Source organism: Aurantimonas sp. HBX-1 (assembly GCF_021391535.1).
Taxonomy (GTDB): domain Bacteria; phylum Pseudomonadota; class Alphaproteobacteria; order Rhizobiales; family Rhizobiaceae; genus Aurantimonas.
Genome location: NZ_CP090066.1, coordinates 3,090,907 through 3,108,530, shown reverse-complemented (window position 1 = coordinate 3,108,530; position 17,624 = coordinate 3,090,907). Strand labels below are relative to the sequence as shown.

The window sequence follows — 17,624 nt, the reverse complement described above, 5'->3', positions numbered from 1 at the left end:
GGCAGGCTGCTGCCCGCCGGTGCCCTGGACGCAGGTACTGGTCAGACGTCCCAGAAGCCGCCGTCGCCCATGTCGTCGTTGAGGTCGCCGAACTCGGGCTCCTCGATGACGCCGTTCTCGTCGGCATCGTAGCTGCTGTAGATCCCGGCGTTGAACTCGTCCTCGGTCAGGCTTCCGTCACCGTCGTCGTCCCAAGCGTTGTAGGCGCCGATATTGCCGAAGCCTTCGTTGAACTCCTCGCTGGTCACGGAGCCGTCGGTGTCGGCATCCCAGTCCAGAACGCCGTTGTCCTGTGCGAGAGCGGGTGCGGTGGCAAAGCCTATGATGAGGGCGGACATGCCGAGCAGGTTCGTCATCGTCTTGGTCATAAGGTCCTCCTGGTATTTCAGATCCGTTCCCAAGCCGCTTTCGCGACTATTCGCTTCGGGCACGGTATGTAAGACCAACAAGGACTGTCGCCGCCCGTTCCGAAAATTAACGAATGTTAATGCGGAGCAGCTGGGGGGATAGGCAACGCCGCGACGTCTCAGTCGTCACGGCAATAACTATACAGGCGACGATCCATGCCCCGATGGGAGGATCCTTGCAATCTCGCCGAGCCGGCTTCTTCTACCTTCCGTCGACAGCAGGCGAGCAAAGGTCTCTGCGGCTCAGCTGGAGATGGCGCTTGGGCGATGCCCGCCGCATTCCCGACCGCGCGCTTGGGGTTCCGGGTAACGGACGGCAGGGTGCAGAGGGGCTGCAGTGGAGACGCGCTTAGGAGCTATCTCGTCGAATACCCGGGCCGGGCAATGAGCTCAAGAAAGCCTTGGCCGGCGCCATGGATGCGGTCTTTACCGCGTCGATGAAGGCGTCGGACAGACCTTTCACCCTGCCGCCGTAAGCCGGTGGATGTGGGACGGCGAGGATCGCGACGACATCGCCCCAACGCGGGCCGGACCCGCGCGGTCCTGCAAGAGATCAACGGCCGTCGCCATCCATGGGCGCAGGAACCTGCCGGCGAGGCGTCTGCCATGGCCACTCCGACCGGCAACTTCCCTGGCCTCATCGGCTTCCCGTCGCCCGATCCGCGCGGTCGCGCGATGCGTGGCCGCAGGGCGCGACCGTCATCCCGCTCCGGCTTCGGCGGGTGCCGGCTGCGGCGCGGCGCCGGCGCGGCCGGCCGCGAGTTCGACCGCCCGCCGGGCGTTGATCCGGCCCCAGCCATAGAACGGGCTCCAGCCCCGCTCGTCGTATTCGCCGTTCGCCTCGTCGATGCGGTCGCAGGATTGCGCCAGGATCGCCCGGACGTCGTCCCGAGTCAGCGCCGGGTTGGCCGACAGCATCAGTGCCGCCACGCCGCTGACGCCGGGACAGGAGCTGGACGTGCCGCCGAACCGGTTGGTGTAAAAGCCCTCTTCATCCCCCGACAGCGGGTGGCCGCTGTTGTATCCCCGCCGGCTGCCGACCCGGTCGGTCGTCCAGATCCCGGAGGTCAGCGGCTGCGGCCGCCCCGTCGGGCGGTGCGGGAAGTCGTTGCTGGGAAAGGTGCACCAGACCGCAGAGCCAAAGTCGCTGTAGCAGCTGCGCACCCCGCGGTCGTTGCAGGCGGCGACCGCGATCACCTTGTCGTAGCTGGCATAGCCGTCGGAGCCGACGTCCTCGTTGCCGTTGCCGGCGGAGAACACGATGACGCAGCCCTTGCCGTCGCGGCCCTTCGTGGCGGCGTAGTCGATGGCCAGCCGGGTGCTCGCCGGCATCGGCCAGGGCGTCTGGTGTGCCGGGTCGTTCTGGTTGGCCCAGTCGCCGTCGGGCGGGCCCCAGCTGCAGGAGATGACGTCGGCGCCCTCCCTTGCCGCCCAGTGGAAGGCTTCGCCTTCGGCCGCCGTTCCGAGCGTCATCGAGACCCGTATCGGCATCAGCAGGGCGTCGGGTGCGACGCCGGAGGCGCCCCGGAAGCCGCCGGCGCAGGCGACCCCGGCGCAGGCGGTGCCGTGGTTCTCGGGCCGCAGCGGCTGCGGATCCTTCGGCCGCGGGTCGTCGATCCCCAGGATGGCGTCGCGCGGCGCGACGATCTTGCCGGCGAACTCCGGATGGTCGATGTCGAAGCCGTCGTCGAGGATCGCGATGGTGACGCCCCGGCCCGTGGCGAGGTCGAGCGCGGCCGCGACATTGGCATGGGCAACGACCGAAGCGTCGCCGATCCGCGCCTCGGCCAGGTGCCATTGCTGCGGAAACACCGCCTTGGATGCGCGCTCGCGAACGATCTCGGGGTGGCAGAACTCGACGCCCTCGCGTTCGAGCAGGGCCGCCGCGATGTCGAAGACCTTCTGGCCCTGTCCGTCGGCCGAGACGAACCAGGCGTTGGCGGCATAGGCGACCTTCCGCTTCACGATGATCTCGTGTTCGGCGAGGATGGCGAGGCATTGGCGCTCGCTCATGCCGTCGGCGAACTTGACGAACAGGTTCTCGGTATAGGCGGTCGGCGTGCCGGCCTCGTCCACCAGCACGCGTCCGGCAAACCGCACCTCCGGCATCTCCCGCAATTGTGCCTTGGCATCCGCGACCGCCGCCGCGGTTCCCTCCGGCACGCGGTAGATGCCGACATTCGCTTCGGGAAAGGCGGCGGCGAGGCCGGTGTCCGGCAGCGCCCGCTCGAGCGGGCCCGCGATCGGCGGGCTCCTCAGCAGGATGGGGCGGTGGGTGCGCACCGCGACGAAATCGTTCGACGGCCGAAGCCGGGTGGCCCCCTCGTCCCTGCGACCGAAATGCACCTCAGTCATGGCGCCATATCCCATCACGAAGCCGTCGCCGATGAATGCCGGACGGCAAGCCGATCTCCCGCGGATTCTCACATCTTTCGATGAACGGAGCAGTCTGCAAACATATTTCGCAGGCAATAAAGTATATATTGAAACTATATTGCCAGGGGCAGGCTTGTCAAGTCGCCGCTTCCTTTGCGGCAGGAAGGAACCGTTGTCTCCTGCGGCCGGCCGCCCGGCGGCGGCGCGGTGGTCCGCAACCGCATTGGCGACGATTTCCATGTTGTCACTCCGGCCGGCGGCCATAGTTTGGACGTATCCTCCTTGCGTCGAGCCGATGGGAAACACCGCGACATGACGCCTGCCTCCTTGCCGAGCGCCTTCGACCCTTACTGCGGCGCGCCGCCGGTCCCCGGCGAGCTTCTCGCCGCGTGGAACGGCGACCCGGTCCTTGCCGCGGCGCTGTTCTTGGCAGCGACCGCCGGTTTCTGGCTGCTGCGCGGGGTGGGCGAGGGCGGGGCGCGCCTGTGGCACGCCGGCGCCATGCTCGCCCTGGTCGCGGCCTTCCTCTCGCCGCTCTGCGCGCTGTCCTCGGCGCTGTTTTCGGCGCGGGTGGTCCATCATTTGCTGCTGATCGCCGTCGCCGCGCCGATGCTGGCCCTGGCCTTCCCGAAACGGCGCCCCGGCGGAACCGCGCTGCTGTCGCTGCTCGTCGCCGTCCACCTCGCCGCCGTGTGGTTCTGGCACGCGCCGCAGCCCTACGAGGCGGCGCTCTCCGGCGACGTGACCTACTGGACGATGGAGCTGACGTTGCTGGTCTCGGGCGTGCTGCTCTGGCGCGAACTGACCGCGCCGGCAGCCCCGGTCGGCCGCGTGCTGATGGCGCATCTGACGCTGATCGTGCAGATGGGCCTGCTCGGCGCGCTGATCACCTTCGCAACAGAGCCGCTCTACGCGCCGCACTTCCTGACCACCGTCCCCTACGGCCTGTCGGCGCTGGACGACCAGCAGCTGGCCGGCCTGATCATGTGGGTGCCGGCGATCCTGCCGTACCTGCTGGCGGCGCTGCTGGCCCTCGACGGCGTCATCCGCGACGGGTTCGGGCAGAAGGGGCAGGCCGTTTGACCATCGTCTGGCTGAAGAGCCTCCATATCGCGGCACTGGTGATCTGGTGTGGCGGGCTGCTGATCCTGCCGATCCTCCTGACCCAGCGGGAGGCCGCCGGGGAGCGCGGCACGGAAATCGATCGGCTGCACACCTTCACCCGCTTCGCCTATATCGCCCTCGTCTCGCCGGCCGCCTTCGTCGCGATCGGCTCGGGCACCGCGCTGATCCTCGTCGGCGAGATCTTCACGGTCTGGCTGGCGGTCAAGCTGGTCTTCGTCGGCTTCCTCGTCTTCCTGCACGTCTGGCTGGGGCTGCTCGTCCTCTCGGTGTTCAAGAAGGGCAAGAACTTCCGCCCGTGGCGCGCGATCTCCGGCGTCGTGACGATCAGCCTCACCGTCTCGGCGATCCTCTGGGTGGTGCTGGCCAAGCCGGACATCTCGACAGACTTCCTGCCGTCGGTGTTCCACGAGCCGGGCGGCCTTGGCCGGCTCGCCGGCGACCTCATTCCTGGTCTGACACCATGATCCCGACGCCGTGATGAAGGATCAGCTTGCCTCCATGCCAGCCTGCCAGCCCCGTGAACACGCTCGCCAGCGCCGACAGCGCGAGACCGAGCGGCAGCACCGCGTCCGGATCGACGAGCCGCAGGCCCCAGTTCATGCCGGCGATCGACAGCAGCATCATCGCCGCGATGGCGTGCGTCCAGCTCGCCGCGCGGCTGCGGATGCCGCGCACCAGCAGCAGCTCGGCGGTGCCGGCCATGCCCGCCGCGACGCCGAGGCAGAAGGCGAAGCCGGCCGACCAGATGCTGGCCCGCAGCCAGAATTCGTCGCCCGACCACCAGTAGAAGACGTCGCAGCCGAGCGTCGCGATGACCAGGGCGATCGGGAAATGCACGCTCATGGCGTGGATCGGATGACCGGCGACGGCCACGGCAGAGCTCGTGTCCATCTCGCTGACCCTCTTCATCACCGGGCTGACGGGCGACTCGGTCTTGCTCATGCAGGGTCTCCGCGCGCTTCATCGGGATGGCGGCCCGCGCGTCTTGCCGCTCTGCTGGTGCCAATTGGACTATCCGGCTGCGCCGGCAACCTGTCGGCCCTCGATCCCGCCGGCCCGGCGGCCCGCTCGACCGCCACGCTCTGGTGGGTGATGGCCGGAGGCGGGACGGCGATCTTCCTCCTGGTCATGGTGCTCCTGGCGCTCGCCTTCATGCGGCCGGGGATGGGCCGGAACGTCGATCCGAAGCGCTGGCTGGTCTGGGGTGGCCTCGTCTTCCCCGCCATCGTTCTCGGCGCGCTCCTCACCTTTGCCCTGCTGACCGGCGAGCGGCTTCTGGCGCATCCCCAGACGCCGGGCGTCGTGCAGGTCGAGGCGCGGCCCTACCAGTGGTACTGGGAGTTCCGCTATCCCGGACATGCCGGCGCGGTGACCGGCGAGGTGCTGCACATCCCGGCGGGCGTGCCGGTGGACGTCCACGTGGTCGGCACCGACGTCATCCATGCCTTCTGGGTGCCGCGGCTCGGCGGCAAGATCGATGCCGTGCCCGGCCACGTCAACGTCATCCGCCTGATCGCCGACCGGCCCGGAATCTATGGCGGCGTCTGCGCGGAATTCTGCGGGACCGGCCATGCCGGGATGAACTTCTCGGTGATCGCCCATCCCGCCGAAGGCTTCGGGCAGGCGCTCCCCGCTGCGCAGCCGACACCGACAGCCCAGACGCAGGACCAGCCGTGAGCAACACCACCGCGACGACCGAACCGGTGACGCTGCACCACGAGCTGGAGACGATCTGGCGCACGCCGCCCGGCCTCGGCCGGCTGTCGGCCGTCAACCACACGATCGTCGGCCGGCGCTTCATCATCGCCGCCTTCGTGTTCTTCGCGATCGGCGGCGTGCTGGCCATGCTGATCCGCGCCCAGCTGGCGACGCCGAACGGCGCCTTCGTCGGCCCGGACATCTACAACCAGATCATCACCATGCACGGCACGGTGATGATGTTCCTGTTCGCCATCCCGCTGTTCGAGGGATTGTCGATCTACTTCCTGCCGAAGATGCTGGGCGCGCGCGACCTGGCCTTTCCCCGGCTCTCGGCCTTCGGCTTCTACTGCTACATCTTCGGCGGCTCGATCCTCATCGTCGCGATGATCGCCGGCTATGCGCCGGACAGCGGCTGGTTCATGTACACCCCGCTCTCCTCGGGCCGCTATTCGCCGGGGATCAACGCCGACGTCTGGCTGCTCGGCGTCACCTTCGTCGAGATCTCGGCCGTCGCCGCGGCGGTCGAGTTCACCGTCTCCATCCTGAAGTTCCGCGCCCCCGGCATGTCGCTCGCGCGCATGCCGCTGTTCGGCTGGTACATCCTGGTGACGTCGGGGATGATGCTGGTGGGCTTTCCGCCGCTGATCCTCGGCTCGATCCTGCTCGAGCTGGAGCGCGCCTTCGACCTGCCGTTCTTCGACCCGACGCGGGGCGGCGACCCGCTGCTCTGGCAGCATCTGTTCTGGCTGTTCGGCCATCCCGAGGTCTACATCATCTTCCTGCCGGCGGCCGGCGTCATCTCGACGATCCTGCCGGTGCTCGCGGGGCGCGCCATCCTCGGCTACGCTTGGATCGTCGTGGCGATCGTCGCGATGGGCTTCCTGTCCTTCGGCCTCTGGGTCCACCACATGTTCACGGTGGGGATCCCGCATCTGGCGCAGGCCTTCTTCTCGGCCGCCAGCGTGATGGTGGCGATCCCGACGGCGGTGCAGATCTTCCTCTGGATCGGCACGCTGATGGGCGGCCGGCCCCGCATGTCGGTGCCGATGCTCTATCTGATGGGCTTCTTCGCGATCTTCGTCTGCGGCGGGCTGACCGGGGTGATGCTCGCCATCGTGCCGTTCAACTGGCAGGCCCACGACACGCATTTCGTCGTCGCGCACCTGCATTACGTGCTGGTCGGCGGCTTCGTCTTCCCGATGCTGGCGGCGGCCTATTACTGGCTGCCGCACTTCACCGGCCGCCAGCCGCTCTACGGCGTCGGCAAGGTGGCGTTCTGGCTGATCTTCATCGGCTTCAACACGACCTTCCTGATCATGCACCTCACCGGTCTGCTGGGCATGCCGCGGCGCTACTACAGCTACGCGCCGGAGTTCGGCTGGAGCGGCCTCAACCTGATCTCCTCGGTCGGCGGCTTCGTCATGACCATGGGCTTCGCGCTGTTTGCCCTCGACATGTTCGCGCAGGCGCGCTTCGGTCGCCGGGCGGCGCGCAACCCGTGGAACGCCGACACGCTGGAATGGGCGACGGCGACGCCGCCGCCCTCCTACGGCTTTGCCTCGTTGCCCGAGGTTTCGAGCCGCTCGCCGCTGCACGACCGTCCCGACCTCGGGTCGGAACTCGCCGCCGGCGGTGGCTATCTCGCCGGCACCCGCAACGACTGGCAGGAGACGCTGGTGGTCGACATGGCGACCGGCAAGCCGCAGCATATCGCGATCCTGCCGCAGCCGACCTTCCTGCCGCTGGCCACCGCCGCCGCCATCGGCGTGTTCGTGCTGTCGCTGCTGTTCAAGATCTATCTCCTGTCGGTCGCGACCGTCCCCGTGGTGCTCGCGATGTTCCTCCTGTGGACGCGGGCGACCGGCGCCAGGATCGACCGCGGCGACCTGCCGGCCGGGCACGGCCTGTCCCTGCCGATCCATGCCGAGGTGCCGCATCCGGCCTCCTGGTGGGCGATGCTGTTCCTGCTCGTCGCCAATGCCACGCTGTTCGCGTCGCTGGCTTTCGGGGCGCTGTTCCTCTGGCTGGTCGCGCCCGGCTGGCCACCGCCCGCTTTGGTGGAACTGCCGCTGCTCAAGGCGACCGGGCTTGCGGGAGCGCTGGTGCTGGCGTCCGCCGCCGGGCACCTGGCGCTCGCTCCGCTCGCGAGGCGAGACAAGCCGAACGAACTCGCCCTCGTCTTGGCGGCCCTTGGCCACGCGGTCGCGGCGGGCCTCGCCGTCTGGATCTGCGTCGCCGACATTCCGGCCCCGACCTCGCATGCCTATCTCGCCGTCACCGCGGCGCTGATCGGCTATGTGGCGCTGCATGCCGGGATCGGGCTCGTGCTGGCGCTGTTCACGCTCTATCGCAGCCGCGCCGGCTACGTGTCTTCGCGCCGCAGCGGCGATCTGCGCACCGCCTGCCTCTGGCACGACTACACTGCGCTCACCGGCCTCGCCGCGGTGGCGCTGGTCACTCTGCTGCCGGTGCTGGTGAGCTTTCGGAGCGTCCAGCCATGACCGGCCGCAGCACCGGCTCCAGCCTGCTGCTGCTGATCGCCGGGATGGTGATCTGGAGCTCGGCCTTCCTGATCCTCTACGCCGGCCTTTCGATCGGCTGCGAGCTGGGATGGGACGAGATGCCGCTCGGGCCGGTCAGCCTGCTGCGGGCCATCCTGATCGGCCTCTGGCTGTTTCACCTGGCGCTGATTGCGGGCCTGCTGCTGTGGACCCACCGCCGCAAGCAGGCCTCCGAGAGCCGCGCCGAAGGCGTCGAAGTGGACGATTTCTTCGCCGGCAACGTGCTCGTGGCAACGATCGTCGCGGCGGCCGCCACGGTGATCAACTACGCCCCGATCCTCGGCCTGTCGCTGTGCCTCTAGGGGCTAGGGGATCTGGATGCTTTCGAGATAGGCAATGATCGCGGCGATCTGTACCGGGTCGGCGGTGAACTCCGGCATGTCCGGATGGCCGGTCATGATGCCTTCCGCCAGGGCTTCCTGAAGCGCCGAGACCGGATATTGCCGCGATAGCGTCCGGAAGGGCGGCGCCTGGGGATGCGGGCTGTCGCCGGTGCGGTCGATGGCATGGCACCGGCTGCAATTGGCTTCGACCAGCGCCCGGCCCTCGGCGACCGCTACGGCGTCCTCGGCCGCCGCTCCGCTTGTCGTCAGCGTCGCGCCGAGCGCCAGGAGCATCAGGCGCTGTCGCGCGGTCATGCTCATTCGCCCATCTGGCGCAGCGCGTCCCATTTCAGGATCTCGACGCTGCGGGAGTTCGTCAGCTTGATGATCTTGCGCTCCTTCAGCCGCGAGAACACCCGCGACACCGTCTCGATGGTCAGGCCGAGATAGTCGCCGATATCCATGCGCGACATCGGCAGGTCGACATGGCCTGATCCGCCCTGGCGTTCGGCCATGTCGATGAGGAAGGCGGCGACCCGTTCGATGGCGGTATTCCGGCCGAGGACGAGCAGGTGATCCTGCGCCCGCATCAGGCTGCGCAGTGCGAGCGGCAGCAGGTCGCGGGAGATGTCGGCGCCGGGCGCGATGCGAAACCGGCGGAGCGAGGTGGAGACGATCGCCTCGGCGAAGAAATGGTGGGCGTGGTCGGCCTCGAAGCCGAAGATCTCGCCCGGGAGGTGGAAGGCGCTGATCTGCCGCCGGCCGTCGGCGAGCAGCCGGTAGATGCGGATGGCGCCGAACTCGACCTGGTAGATCGCCTCGGCGCGTTCGCCGTCCGCATAGATCTCGGCGCCGGCGAGATAGAAGCTGAGCGGCTGCATCTGCGTCGGGGAGAAGACCGACGGCATGCGGTCCTCGTCGCGCGGCAGGAACGGCGCGGGGTGGCGTAGTGCCGACTGGACGGTGCTTTGGGCGAGCATGGCTGGTCTCCATCGAATCCCGATGGCGTAGGAATGACCAAAATGGCGGAGGCCGGGTATTCGGTTATGTCCGTCCGGGAAACTACGTAGTCGGGCCCGCGGACCGCCTCAGATGGGATCGAGGACCGCGCCTTCCGCTCCGGGCCGGTGGGCCGCGTGCGTCATCTCGCGGACCGTCCGGATCAGCGCATCGAGGTGCAGCGGCTTGACCAGCACCGCCGTCTCGTCGTGGGCGGCGCAGGAGGGCGAGCGGTCGACCAGGAGGATGACCGGCTTGGCGAAGCGCTTCAGCGCCGCCGCCGCGCCGCCGCGATCGAGCCCGTCCTCGTCGACGACGGCGCAGATCGCCTCCTGGAACCGCCGGGAGCGGCGGGCCGCATCAAGGCGTTCGTAGGCGTCGACCGCGAAGGCTTCCGCCTCGAGCGCGAATTTGAGCGAGCGGCGCAAGGCGCTGTCCGCGGCAATTACGAGAATCACGCCCATCGATGCCAATTGCAGATGCGCTGCGAGCGCCAGAAGGATCGGACGGAATGCCCGGCGAATTTCCTCATACACCGCGGCGGCGGCGGCCCGCTTTGCGGCAGATCAAATGCGCGTCGACCGCCTCGGCACATTCTGCGGCTCGATTCCGGCGAGCAGTGCCATGCGCACCAGCTCCGCGAGGCTGGCCGCCTGCATCTTGGCCATGATGTTGGCGCGGTGCACCTCGACGGTGCGGGGGCTGATGTCGAGATCGAAGGCGATGGTCTTGTTCGGAAGCCCGGCGACGACGCCGGACAGGACCTGGCGCTCGCGGTCGGTCAGCTGTTCCAGCCGCGCGTGGATCTCCGGCACCGAATGCGCCGTGTCGGGACGCACGAGCAGTTCCTCCGCCGCCTTGCGCACGGCGGCGATCAGTACCTCGTCCTCGAACGGCTTCTCGATGAAGTCGAGGGCGCCGGCCTTCATCGCTTCCACCGCCATCGGCACGTCGCCGTGGCCGGTGACGACGATCGCCGGCATCATCGCCTGCGCGTCTCCCAGGCGCTGGAGCAGTTCCACGCCGGTCATGTCGGGCATGCGCAGGTCGGTGACGAGGCAGCCCTTCCTGATCGTCGGTGCGATGCCGAGGAAGGCCGTCGCGGATCCGTGCACGCGGACGGTGAAGCCGCTCATGGTCAGGAGGAACGCCAGCGACTTCCTGACCGCTTCCTCGTCGTCGACGATGTGGACGGTGTAGCTGTCACTCTCCATGGAGGTCCTCGTTCTTCATCGCCGGCAGCGAGAAGCGGAATGTCGCCCCGCCATGCCGGTTGCCGCTGATCGATATCGTGCCGCCATGGGACTCCACGATGCGCTTGGAGATCGACAGGCCGATACCCATGCCGCCGGGTTTCGTGGTGACGAACGGGCGGAAGAGCTGGGCCGCGACCTCGTCCGAGATGCCGTGGCCGGTATCGGAGACCTCGACGATGACGTCGCCCTGTCCGTTGAACGAAGTGCGTACCTGCAGCTCGCGCTTCGGGCTGTCGCGCATCGCCTCCATGGCGTTGCGCATGAGGTTGATCAGCACCTGCTGGATCTGGACGCGATCCACCAGGACCCTGTCGGCGCCGGGCGAGAACTCGAAATGCGACTGGATGCCCCGCTCGCGCGAACCGACCAGGGCAAGCGTTCCGGCTTCCTCGATGAGACCGCGGATGTCCTCGGGCAGCTTCTGGCTCTCGCCGCGTGTCACGAATTCGCGCAGGTGACGGATGATGTTGCCGGCCCGCAGCGACTGCTGCGCGGTCTCCTCCAGCGCCTCGCGCAGCCGCGAGGCGAGGCTGTCGTCCATGTCGCGGAGCAGCCGGACGCAGCCCTGCGCGTAGTTGGCGATGGCCGAGAGCGGCTGGTTGAGCTCGTGCGCCAGGGTGGAGGCCATCTCGCCGAGCTCGTTGAGGCGGGCGAGGCGGGCAAGTTCCCCCTCGATCTCGTTCAGCCGCGCCGCCGACTCCTCGCGCTCGGTGAGGTCGCGCACGAATCCCGTGAACAGCGTGCGGTTGCCCACCTTGAATTCGCCGACCGCCAGCTTCATCGGGAAGGTCGTCCCGTCCTTGCGCCGCCCGAACACCACCCTGTCGACGCCGATGATGCGCTTCTCGCCGGTTTCGAGATAGCGTTCCATGTAGCCGTCATGTTCCCGGCGATAGGGTTCGGGCATCAGGATGCGGACGTTCTCGCCGAGGACCTCCTCCTCCTGGTAGCCGAACTGCCGGGTCGCCGCGGCATTGAAGGAGATGATGTTGCCGTTGGTCTCGATGACCACTGTCGCGTCGAGCACCGTGTCGAGGATCGAGCCGATATGCATCTCGCTGGCGGCTAGGGCCTGGCGGGCCTGGCCGGCAACGCCGATGCTGCGGCGAAGCAGGGCGCCCCCGGCGACCATGACGAGGCTGGCGGCGGCAACGGCCGCGAGGCCCCATAAGCCCGACGCCGGCACGGTCGGCAGTTCCGGCAGTGCGAGGCCTAGCACCAACGCCAGGGCCAGCGCAGCGAGCGTCGGTCCGGCACCGCACGTCGTGCCGACGGCGAGAATGACCGGCATGGCCAGGATGAGCGCGATCGGGCTTTCTCCCGGACCCGCGACCGCGTAGCCGAGCGCCAGCCAGCCCGCCGCCGCCAGCAGCGCGATCAGATAGGCAGGAATACCGTCCAGACGTGCGCCGGCGACGGCCCGCATCCCAGGGTCGGACGTTTCGAGAGCTTCGCTGATCGACATTGCGGTTCCACCCTGATGCGGTCGCGCTCAGAAACCAGCATCGCGGGTTTCGATCAAGGCTTGGTTCGGCGCGGTGCCGGAAGCGGGCAGCAGACGCCTCGGCGTTCGCCCGCCTCGAACTTGACGCAGGTCAAGGTGCGGCATCGTCCGCGGCATCACGGTGTTGTCGACGGCACCTCCCGGAGGCGCCACACGTGATGGTGACAGTCGATGTACCGGACGATTCTCGTTTGCCTGAACGAACCGCGGCGCGCCGCCGCGCTGACCAGGGTGGCGCTCGCCGTGGCCGAGCGGCACGGCGCCCATCTCGTCGGCCTGCACGTGGCGCCGGACGTCTTCCTCGGCGTTCCGACGGAGGTCTCCGTCGACTACATCGAGCAGGCGCAGAAGCAGATCGAAGCCGATGCCGCGGCGATCCAGAAGACGTTCCGCGACGTCGCAGGGGACAGCGGCCTCGTCACCGAATGGCGGGTCGAGCTGCCGCGCGGCACCAGCTATGAGGCCGCCGTCTCGCGTCATGCGCGCTGCGCCGATCTCGTGATCGCCGGGCAGCCCGACGGTGCGGCCTGGCGCGGCGGCGATCTGCTGACCGAGGTGCTGCTAGAGTCGGGCCGCCCGATCCTCTTCGTTCCCTACGCCGGCACGTTCGAACGCATCGGCGACCGGGTGCTCATCGCCTGGAACGGCGGCCGCGAGGCGGCGCGGGCGGCCTTCGATGCCCTTCCGCTGCTGAAGGAGGCGCGCCAGGTGCGTGTCCTGATGATCGACCCGCCCCGCGGCGCGACGGCGGGTCTTGCTCCCGCCGATGACCTCGCTGTCGCCTTGGCCCGGCACGGCGTGCCGATCGAGGCGGCTCGTACGCTGAGCGGCGACGTCGCCGCCGGCGACACCCTGCTGAACGCCGTCTCGGAATATGGCGCCGACCTTCTGGTCATGGGCTGCTACGGCCACTCGCGCCTTCGCGAAATGCTGTTCGGCGGCGTCACGCGGCACATTCTCGAGCACATGACCGCGCCGGTCCTGATGTCGCGCTGAAAGCGGCGTCGCCGCGGGCGGTCAGCCGAGGACGTAGGGCGCCACTTCGTGCCAGCCCTCGTAGATCATCTTCAGCGCCACGTAGAGGACGATCGCAAGGCCGACGAAGCCGATCCAGCGGTAGCGGCCGAGCAGGCGGGCGATCAGCGACGCGGCGAGCCCCATCATGGCGATGGAGAGGACGAGGCCGACGACCAGCACCCAGAGATGCTCGCGCGCCGCGCCGGCGACGGCCAGCACGTTGTCCAGGGACATCGAGGCGTCGGCGATGACGATCTGCCAGACCGCCTGCGACAGCGTCTTGCGGGGCGCCCCCGCGACCGCCTGATCGTCGCCTTCGAGGCCATCCGGATGGGCCGGCGCACGCAGCTCCTGCCACATCTTCCAGCACACCCACAGCAGCAGCAGGCCGCCCGCCAGCAGCAGACCGATGATGGCGAGAAGCTGCGTCGCCACGCCGGCCAGCACGATGCGCAGCACCGTGGCGGCGATGATCCCGACGAGGATGGCCTTCGTCCGCTGGTCGCGCGGCAGGCCTGCCGCGGCGAGCCCGATGACCACCGCGTTGTCGCCGGCGAGCACCAGGTCAATCATGATCACCTGGAGGAGTGCCGTGAGCGATTCGGCTGTCAGATATTCCATCGTGCGTCATGACCTTGATGGGGCGCGGGCCCCGGGACCTGCGGGCAACTGGGAAGCCGGCGGTGGCTTGGAAGAAGCGTTGCCGCCGAACTGTCGCGAGGCGGCTAAAGAAACCCGGCGAGGGCGACGGAAACGGAAAGGGCAGCGCCGGTGACCAGGGTGAACGACCGGTTCCAGACGACGCCGACGCGCCAGGCGCTGGTGTGGCCGAGCCGGCCGACCAGCATCGTGGTGGCGGTGAATGGCGAGGTCGCGCCGGCGAGTGCCCAGCCTGCCGTCAGGGCCACGACGACGGCGTTCGGCGAAACGCCCATCGCCGCGGGGGCGGGCAGCAGCGGTGCAAGCAGCGAGACGGACAGGATCGGGTTCATGCCGAGCTGGCCGAGCAGCGGGATGATCCAGACGAGCAGCACCAGGATCGCCCAGGCGGGCAGCGCCGAGAGGCCGAGCGACTGCCCGGCGAAAAGCGGCTCGAGCAGCGCGCCGCCGACCGTCCCGATGATCCCGGCCATCACCAGCAGCACCAGTTCAGACTGGTAGGAGGGCACGTCGCGGAACACCACCTGGCGCAGCCGTGCGCCTGTCGCCGCGGCGTCGCCGTGGGTCTGGATGACCACCCAGGCGACGGCGATCACCGGCACCAGCAGCATGACCACCGCGATGATCCGCAGCCCGGACATCACCTCCAGCACCGTCACGCCCGCGAACAGCAGCAGCAGCAGCATGAGGAGCGGGCGCAGGTCGCGCCAGCTGCCGAGCGGCCGGCGGGCCGGCGCCGGCTGCGTCAGCCGCGGCTTGAAGATCGTGTCGAGCGACCAGCCGACGAAGGTGATCAGGATGGCGTTGAGGATCGCGATGGGCGCCGCGCCGCTCCAGGTCGAGCCGGGAACGACCGAGGTGGAGATGGCCATGGCGAAGGCCAGCGGCGACCAGGCGAGGGAGGCGACGAAGCCGCGCTGGATGGCGAGCAGCATGCGGCGGTTGCGGATCTCGCGGATCTCGGCGTTGGCCTCGCGGCTGGCGATGCTCTCGGTCAGCCCGCCCAGCAGCGAGATCGAGCCGTAGCTGAGGATCAGCGCGAAGAGATGGCCGCCCATGGTCAGCGACAGATAGCGCTTGCCGGGCGGCTGGCTCGCCAGATACTGCCCGCAGCGTTCGATCGCCGGCGAGGCCGAGGCCGGGTTGCGCAGCGAGGCCAGCGCGATGAAGAAGGCGGCGATGAACGCCCCCTGGCCCAGCCCGCGCATCAGGACGTCCTGCCAGTCCGGGCGGAGGGCGATGACCGCCACGACCAGCGCCACGCCGACCGCGACGAAGCTCTGCCGCGACCAGTGCGCCCGCGGGGCCGCCAGGACGAGGAACGCGACCAGTCCTGCCGACGCGACGAGCAAAGGGGCCTCGCCGCCCACCCACTCGCGCAGGACGACGGCGATCGCTGTGACGATCAGCACGATACCGATGGCGCGGTCGATCACGCGGGGGGGCTCCGGGGTGAGGGCAGGGTCGTACTACTCTCTTAGCATCTCCGGCGCGCCGGTCACGCCACCATCGGCTTTTTCCCCGCCCGCGTCGGCGGCGTTGAACAGACGAGGGTCGGGCGGCTATGACGGCGCCATGATCCTCACCGTCGCCACCTTCTACCGGTTCGTTCCGCTCGACGACCTGCCCGCGCTGCAGCAGGCGCTGTACGCCGCCTGTCTCGACCACGGACTGCGCGGCACGATCCTCATCGCGCACGAGGGGGTCAACGGCACGCTCGCCGGGCCGGCTTCTGCCATCGAGGCCCTGCTCGACGAACTCGACCGCCGCTGCGGCATCCGGTCGGGCGAGGTGAAGCTGTCGCAGGCGGCGGACTGGCCGTTCGCGCGGCTGAAGATCCGCATCCGGCCGGAAATCATCACCATGCGCGCGCCGGAAGCCGACCCCGCCGTGCTCGCCGGCACCTATGTAGAGCCGGGAGACTGGAACGCGTTGCTCGCCGACCCGGACGTCTTGCTGCTCGACACCCGCAACCGCTACGAGACCAAGGTCGGGACCTTCGCCGGCGCCGTCGATCCCGGCCTCGAGAGCTTCACCGACTTCAAGGCCTTCGTGGAGAGCGAGCTCGATCCGGCGCGCCACACCAAGGTGGCGATGTTCTGCACCGGCGGCATCCGCTGCGAGAAGGCCTCGGCCTTCATGCGCGCCAAGGGCTTTCCCGAGGTCTTCCACCTCAAGGGCGGCATCCTGCAATATCTGGAGGACGTGCCCGAGGCCGACAGCCGCTGGCGCGGCAAGTGCTACGTCTTCGACGGCCGGGTCGCGGTCGGGCACGGCCTGGCGCCGACCGGCTGGACCGCGTGCTTCGGCTGCGGCAACCCGCTGTCGCCGGAAGACCTGCGCGCGCCCGAATACGAGCCGGGCGTCTCGTGCCCGGCCTGCATCGATGAACTGACGTCGGAGAAGGCCGCGTCGCTGCGCGAGCGCCAGCGCCAGATGCTGGCCGGTTAGGGCCGCCTCAGGCGGCGATGGCCCGGGCCGGATCGACGAGGTCGCGCCCGAGCGATTCGGCGACGGCGCGGTTTGTGATCTGGCCGCGATGCACGTTCAGCCCGTGCAGCAGATGCGGGTCGGCAAGCAGCGCCGCCAGCCCGTGGTCGGCCAGCGCCAGGCCGAAGGGCAGCGTCGCGTTGTTCAGCGCATGCGCCGAGGTGATCGGCACGGCGCCCGGCATGTTGGCGACGCAGTAGTGCACGACGCCGTCGACCTCGAAGGTCGGCTCGGCATGGGTCGTCGGGTGCGAGGTCTCGAAGCAGCCGCCCTGGTCGATGGCGACGTCGACGAGCACCGCGCCCTTCTTCATGCCGGAGAGCATTGCGCGAGTGACCAGTTGCGGCGCCGAGGCGCCGGGGATCAGCACCGCGCCGATGATCGCGTCGGCGGCGAAGACCTCCTCCTCGATGGCGGTCTTGGTCGAGTAGCGGGTGTGGACGCGGCCGGCGAAGAGATCGTCGAGCTCGCGCAGCCGCGGGATCGAGCGGTCGAGGATGGTGACAGTGGCGCCGAGGCCGATCGCCATCTTGGCCGCCTCCTTGCCGACGACGCCGCCGCCGATGATCACCACCTTGGCGGAGGCAACGCCCGGCACGCCGCCGAGCAGCACGCCGCGGCCGCCCTGCGCCTTCTCCAGCGCCCTTGCCGCCGCCTGGATCGACAGCCGTCCGGCGACTTCCGACATCGGCGCCAGCAGCGGCAGGCCGCCGCGCGCGTCGGTCACCGTCTCGTAGGCGATGGCGGTGACGCCGGAGGCGATCAGCCCCTCGGTCTGCTTGGGGTCGGGCGCCAGATGCAGATAGGTGTAGAGGATCTGGCCCTCGCGCAGCTGCACCCATTCGTGCGGCTGCGGTTCCTTGACCTTCACCACCATGTCGGCGCGGGCGAACACCGTCGCCGCGTCGGCGGCGATCTCGGCGCCCGCGGCCCGGTAGTCGGCGTCGCTGGCATCGATGCCGGCGCCGGCGCCGGTCTCGACCAGCACGTCGTGGCCGTGCGCGACATATTCGCGGGCGGCCGACGGCGTCAGCCCGACGCGATATTCGTGGTTCTTGATTTCCTTGGGACAGCCGACGCGCATGATGCTCCTCAGCCGGCTCGGCACTTATCGCCTTGCCCGCGGCGGCGCCGCGAGCCGGCGGGGCCACCGGATTCGCTTGCCGGATACTGCGTCCCGCAGGGCCGGGACGCAAGCGGCAGCC

At 69.0% G+C, this 17,624-nt stretch carries 18 protein-coding genes; 7 read left to right on the top strand and 11 right to left on the bottom strand.

Going from position 1 to position 17,624, the window contains the following annotated elements:
- Positions 1-41: 41 nt before the first annotated feature.
- Both LXB15_RS14840 and LXB15_RS14835 read right to left on the bottom strand, forming a co-directional pair.
- Positions 42-368, bottom strand: a complete 327-nt coding sequence (locus tag LXB15_RS14840; RefSeq protein WP_233949177.1) for a hypothetical protein — start codon at positions 366-368, stop codon at positions 42-44.
- 738 nt (positions 369-1,106) lie between these two features.
- Positions 1,107-3,023 carry a S8 family serine peptidase gene (locus tag LXB15_RS14835; protein ID WP_304502379.1) on the bottom strand — a complete coding sequence of 639 codons (1,917 nt, stop codon included), beginning with the start codon at positions 3,021-3,023 and terminating at the stop codon, positions 1,107-1,109.
- 72 nt (positions 3,024-3,095) lie between these two features.
- On the opposite strand from LXB15_RS14835, the gene LXB15_RS14830 reads away from it, so the two are divergent.
- Both LXB15_RS14830 and LXB15_RS14825 read left to right on the top strand, forming a co-directional pair.
- Positions 3,096-3,866, top strand: a complete 771-nt coding sequence (locus LXB15_RS14830) for a cytochrome c oxidase assembly protein (RefSeq protein ID WP_233949176.1) — start codon at positions 3,096-3,098, stop codon at positions 3,864-3,866.
- A complete protein-coding gene (locus tag LXB15_RS14825) occupies positions 3,863-4,372 on the top strand; it encodes a CopD family protein (RefSeq protein WP_233949175.1) in 510 nt (169 codons plus the stop codon). The genes LXB15_RS14830 and LXB15_RS14825 overlap by 4 nt, the downstream gene beginning before the upstream one ends.
- Here LXB15_RS14825 and LXB15_RS14820 read toward each other — a convergent pair.
- The gene (locus LXB15_RS14820; RefSeq protein WP_233949174.1) at positions 4,350-4,850 is read right to left on the bottom strand and encodes a DUF2231 domain-containing protein; all 501 of its coding nucleotides are present in this window, start codon (positions 4,848-4,850) and stop codon (positions 4,350-4,352) included. The two genes, LXB15_RS14825 and LXB15_RS14820, sit on opposite strands and share 23 nt — an antisense overlap.
- Before the next feature lie 57 nt (positions 4,851-4,907).
- Here LXB15_RS14820 and coxB point away from each other — a divergent pair, with 57 nt between their 5' ends.
- From coxB to LXB15_RS14805, 3 genes are read left to right on the top strand one after another with little or no spacing between them, the layout of a single operon-like run.
- Positions 4,908-5,585 carry a cytochrome c oxidase subunit II gene (gene coxB / locus LXB15_RS14815; protein ID WP_233949173.1) on the top strand — a complete coding sequence of 226 codons (678 nt, stop codon included), beginning with the start codon at positions 4,908-4,910 and terminating at the stop codon, positions 5,583-5,585.
- Complete coding sequence (gene ctaD / locus LXB15_RS14810) at positions 5,582-8,110, top strand: cytochrome c oxidase subunit I (protein ID WP_233949172.1); 2,529 nt, start codon at positions 5,582-5,584, stop codon at positions 8,108-8,110. Before coxB ends, ctaD begins: the two co-directional genes overlap by 4 nt.
- Positions 8,107-8,472, top strand: coding sequence for a hypothetical protein (locus tag LXB15_RS14805; RefSeq protein WP_233949171.1), 366 nt, complete (start codon positions 8,107-8,109; stop codon positions 8,470-8,472). Before ctaD ends, LXB15_RS14805 begins: the two co-directional genes overlap by 4 nt.
- 3 nt (positions 8,473-8,475) lie before the next feature.
- On the opposite strand, the gene LXB15_RS14800 is transcribed toward LXB15_RS14805, so the two are convergent.
- The 5 genes from LXB15_RS14800 to LXB15_RS14780 all read right to left on the bottom strand — a co-directional run bounded on the left by LXB15_RS14800 (position 8,476) and on the right by LXB15_RS14780 (position 12,213).
- Positions 8,476-8,808, bottom strand: a complete 333-nt coding sequence (locus LXB15_RS14800; protein WP_233949170.1) for a cytochrome c — start codon at positions 8,806-8,808, stop codon at positions 8,476-8,478.
- Between the two features lie 2 nt (positions 8,809-8,810).
- The gene (locus LXB15_RS14795; protein ID WP_370640116.1) at positions 8,811-9,473 is read right to left on the bottom strand and encodes a helix-turn-helix domain-containing protein; all 663 of its coding nucleotides are present in this window, start codon (positions 9,471-9,473) and stop codon (positions 8,811-8,813) included.
- Positions 9,474-9,581: 108 nt separating this feature from the next.
- A complete protein-coding gene (locus LXB15_RS14790) occupies positions 9,582-9,920 on the bottom strand; it encodes a hypothetical protein (RefSeq protein WP_233949169.1) in 339 nt (112 codons plus the stop codon).
- A gap of 138 nt (positions 9,921-10,058) precedes the next feature.
- The gene (gene fixJ, locus LXB15_RS14785; RefSeq protein ID WP_233949168.1) at positions 10,059-10,706 is read right to left on the bottom strand and encodes a response regulator FixJ; all 648 of its coding nucleotides are present in this window, start codon (positions 10,704-10,706) and stop codon (positions 10,059-10,061) included.
- Complete coding sequence (locus tag LXB15_RS14780) at positions 10,696-12,213, bottom strand: PAS domain S-box protein (protein WP_233949167.1); 1,518 nt, start codon at positions 12,211-12,213, stop codon at positions 10,696-10,698. The genes fixJ and LXB15_RS14780 overlap by 11 nt, the downstream gene beginning before the upstream one ends.
- A gap of 210 nt (positions 12,214-12,423) precedes the next feature.
- On the opposite strand from LXB15_RS14780, the gene LXB15_RS14775 reads away from it, so the two are divergent.
- Positions 12,424-13,248, top strand: a complete 825-nt coding sequence (locus LXB15_RS14775; protein ID WP_233949166.1) for a universal stress protein — start codon at positions 12,424-12,426, stop codon at positions 13,246-13,248.
- A gap of 21 nt (positions 13,249-13,269) precedes the next feature.
- Here the strand turns inward: LXB15_RS14775 and LXB15_RS14770 are convergent, their stop codons facing one another.
- Together LXB15_RS14770 and LXB15_RS14765 are read right to left on the bottom strand one after the other, a co-directional pair.
- Positions 13,270-13,890 carry a TerC family protein gene (locus LXB15_RS14770; protein WP_233949165.1) on the bottom strand — a complete coding sequence of 207 codons (621 nt, stop codon included), beginning with the start codon at positions 13,888-13,890 and terminating at the stop codon, positions 13,270-13,272.
- Positions 13,891-13,994: 104 nt separating this feature from the next.
- Positions 13,995-15,365 carry a hypothetical protein gene (locus LXB15_RS14765; RefSeq protein WP_233949164.1) on the bottom strand — a complete coding sequence of 457 codons (1,371 nt, stop codon included), beginning with the start codon at positions 15,363-15,365 and terminating at the stop codon, positions 13,995-13,997.
- 139 nt (positions 15,366-15,504) lie between these two features.
- Here LXB15_RS14765 and LXB15_RS14760 point away from each other — a divergent pair, with 139 nt between their 5' ends.
- Positions 15,505-16,380 (top strand): rhodanese-related sulfurtransferase, encoded by an 876-nt coding sequence (locus LXB15_RS14760; protein ID WP_233953191.1) that lies wholly within the window; start codon positions 15,505-15,507, stop codon positions 16,378-16,380.
- Positions 16,381-16,387: 7 nt separating this feature from the next.
- Here LXB15_RS14760 and ald read toward each other — a convergent pair whose 3' ends face one another.
- Positions 16,388-17,503: an alanine dehydrogenase gene (gene ald, locus LXB15_RS14755; RefSeq protein WP_233949163.1), complete on the bottom strand. Its 1,116-nt coding sequence runs from the start codon at positions 17,501-17,503 to the stop codon at positions 16,388-16,390.
- Positions 17,504-17,624: the final 121 nt, after the last annotated feature.

Bases quoted from the DNA above. Each gene is read 5' to 3' on its own strand.
- LXB15_RS14840 (WP_233949177.1), bottom strand. From the start codon at position 368: ATGACCAAGACGATGACGAACCTGCTCGGCATGTCCGCCCTCATCATA.
- LXB15_RS14835 (WP_304502379.1), bottom strand. From the start codon at position 3,023: ATGGAAATCGTCGCCAATGCGGTTGCGGACCACCGCGCCGCCGCCGGG.
- LXB15_RS14830 (WP_233949176.1), top strand. From the start codon at position 3,096: ATGACGCCTGCCTCCTTGCCGAGCGCCTTCGACCCTTACTGCGGCGCG.
- LXB15_RS14820 (WP_233949174.1), bottom strand. From the start codon at position 4,850: ATGAGCAAGACCGAGTCGCCCGTCAGCCCGGTGATGAAGAGGGTCAGC.
- LXB15_RS14805 (WP_233949171.1), top strand. From the start codon at position 8,107: ATGACCGGCCGCAGCACCGGCTCCAGCCTGCTGCTGCTGATCGCCGGG.
- LXB15_RS14800 (WP_233949170.1), bottom strand. From the start codon at position 8,808: ATGACCGCGCGACAGCGCCTGATGCTCCTGGCGCTCGGCGCGACGCTG.
- LXB15_RS14795 (WP_370640116.1), bottom strand. From the start codon at position 9,473: ATGCTCGCCCAAAGCACCGTCCAGTCGGCACTACGCCACCCCGCGCCG.
- fixJ (WP_233949168.1), bottom strand. From the start codon at position 10,706: ATGGAGAGTGACAGCTACACCGTCCACATCGTCGACGACGAGGAAGCG.
- LXB15_RS14780 (WP_233949167.1), bottom strand. From the start codon at position 12,213: ATGTCGATCAGCGAAGCTCTCGAAACGTCCGACCCTGGGATGCGGGCC.
- LXB15_RS14775 (WP_233949166.1), top strand. From the start codon at position 12,424: ATGTACCGGACGATTCTCGTTTGCCTGAACGAACCGCGGCGCGCCGCC.
- LXB15_RS14770 (WP_233949165.1), bottom strand. From the start codon at position 13,890: ATGGAATATCTGACAGCCGAATCGCTCACGGCACTCCTCCAGGTGATC.
- LXB15_RS14760 (WP_233953191.1), top strand. From the start codon at position 15,505: ATGATCCTCACCGTCGCCACCTTCTACCGGTTCGTTCCGCTCGACGAC.
- ald (WP_233949163.1), bottom strand. From the start codon at position 17,503: ATGCGCGTCGGCTGTCCCAAGGAAATCAAGAACCACGAATATCGCGTC.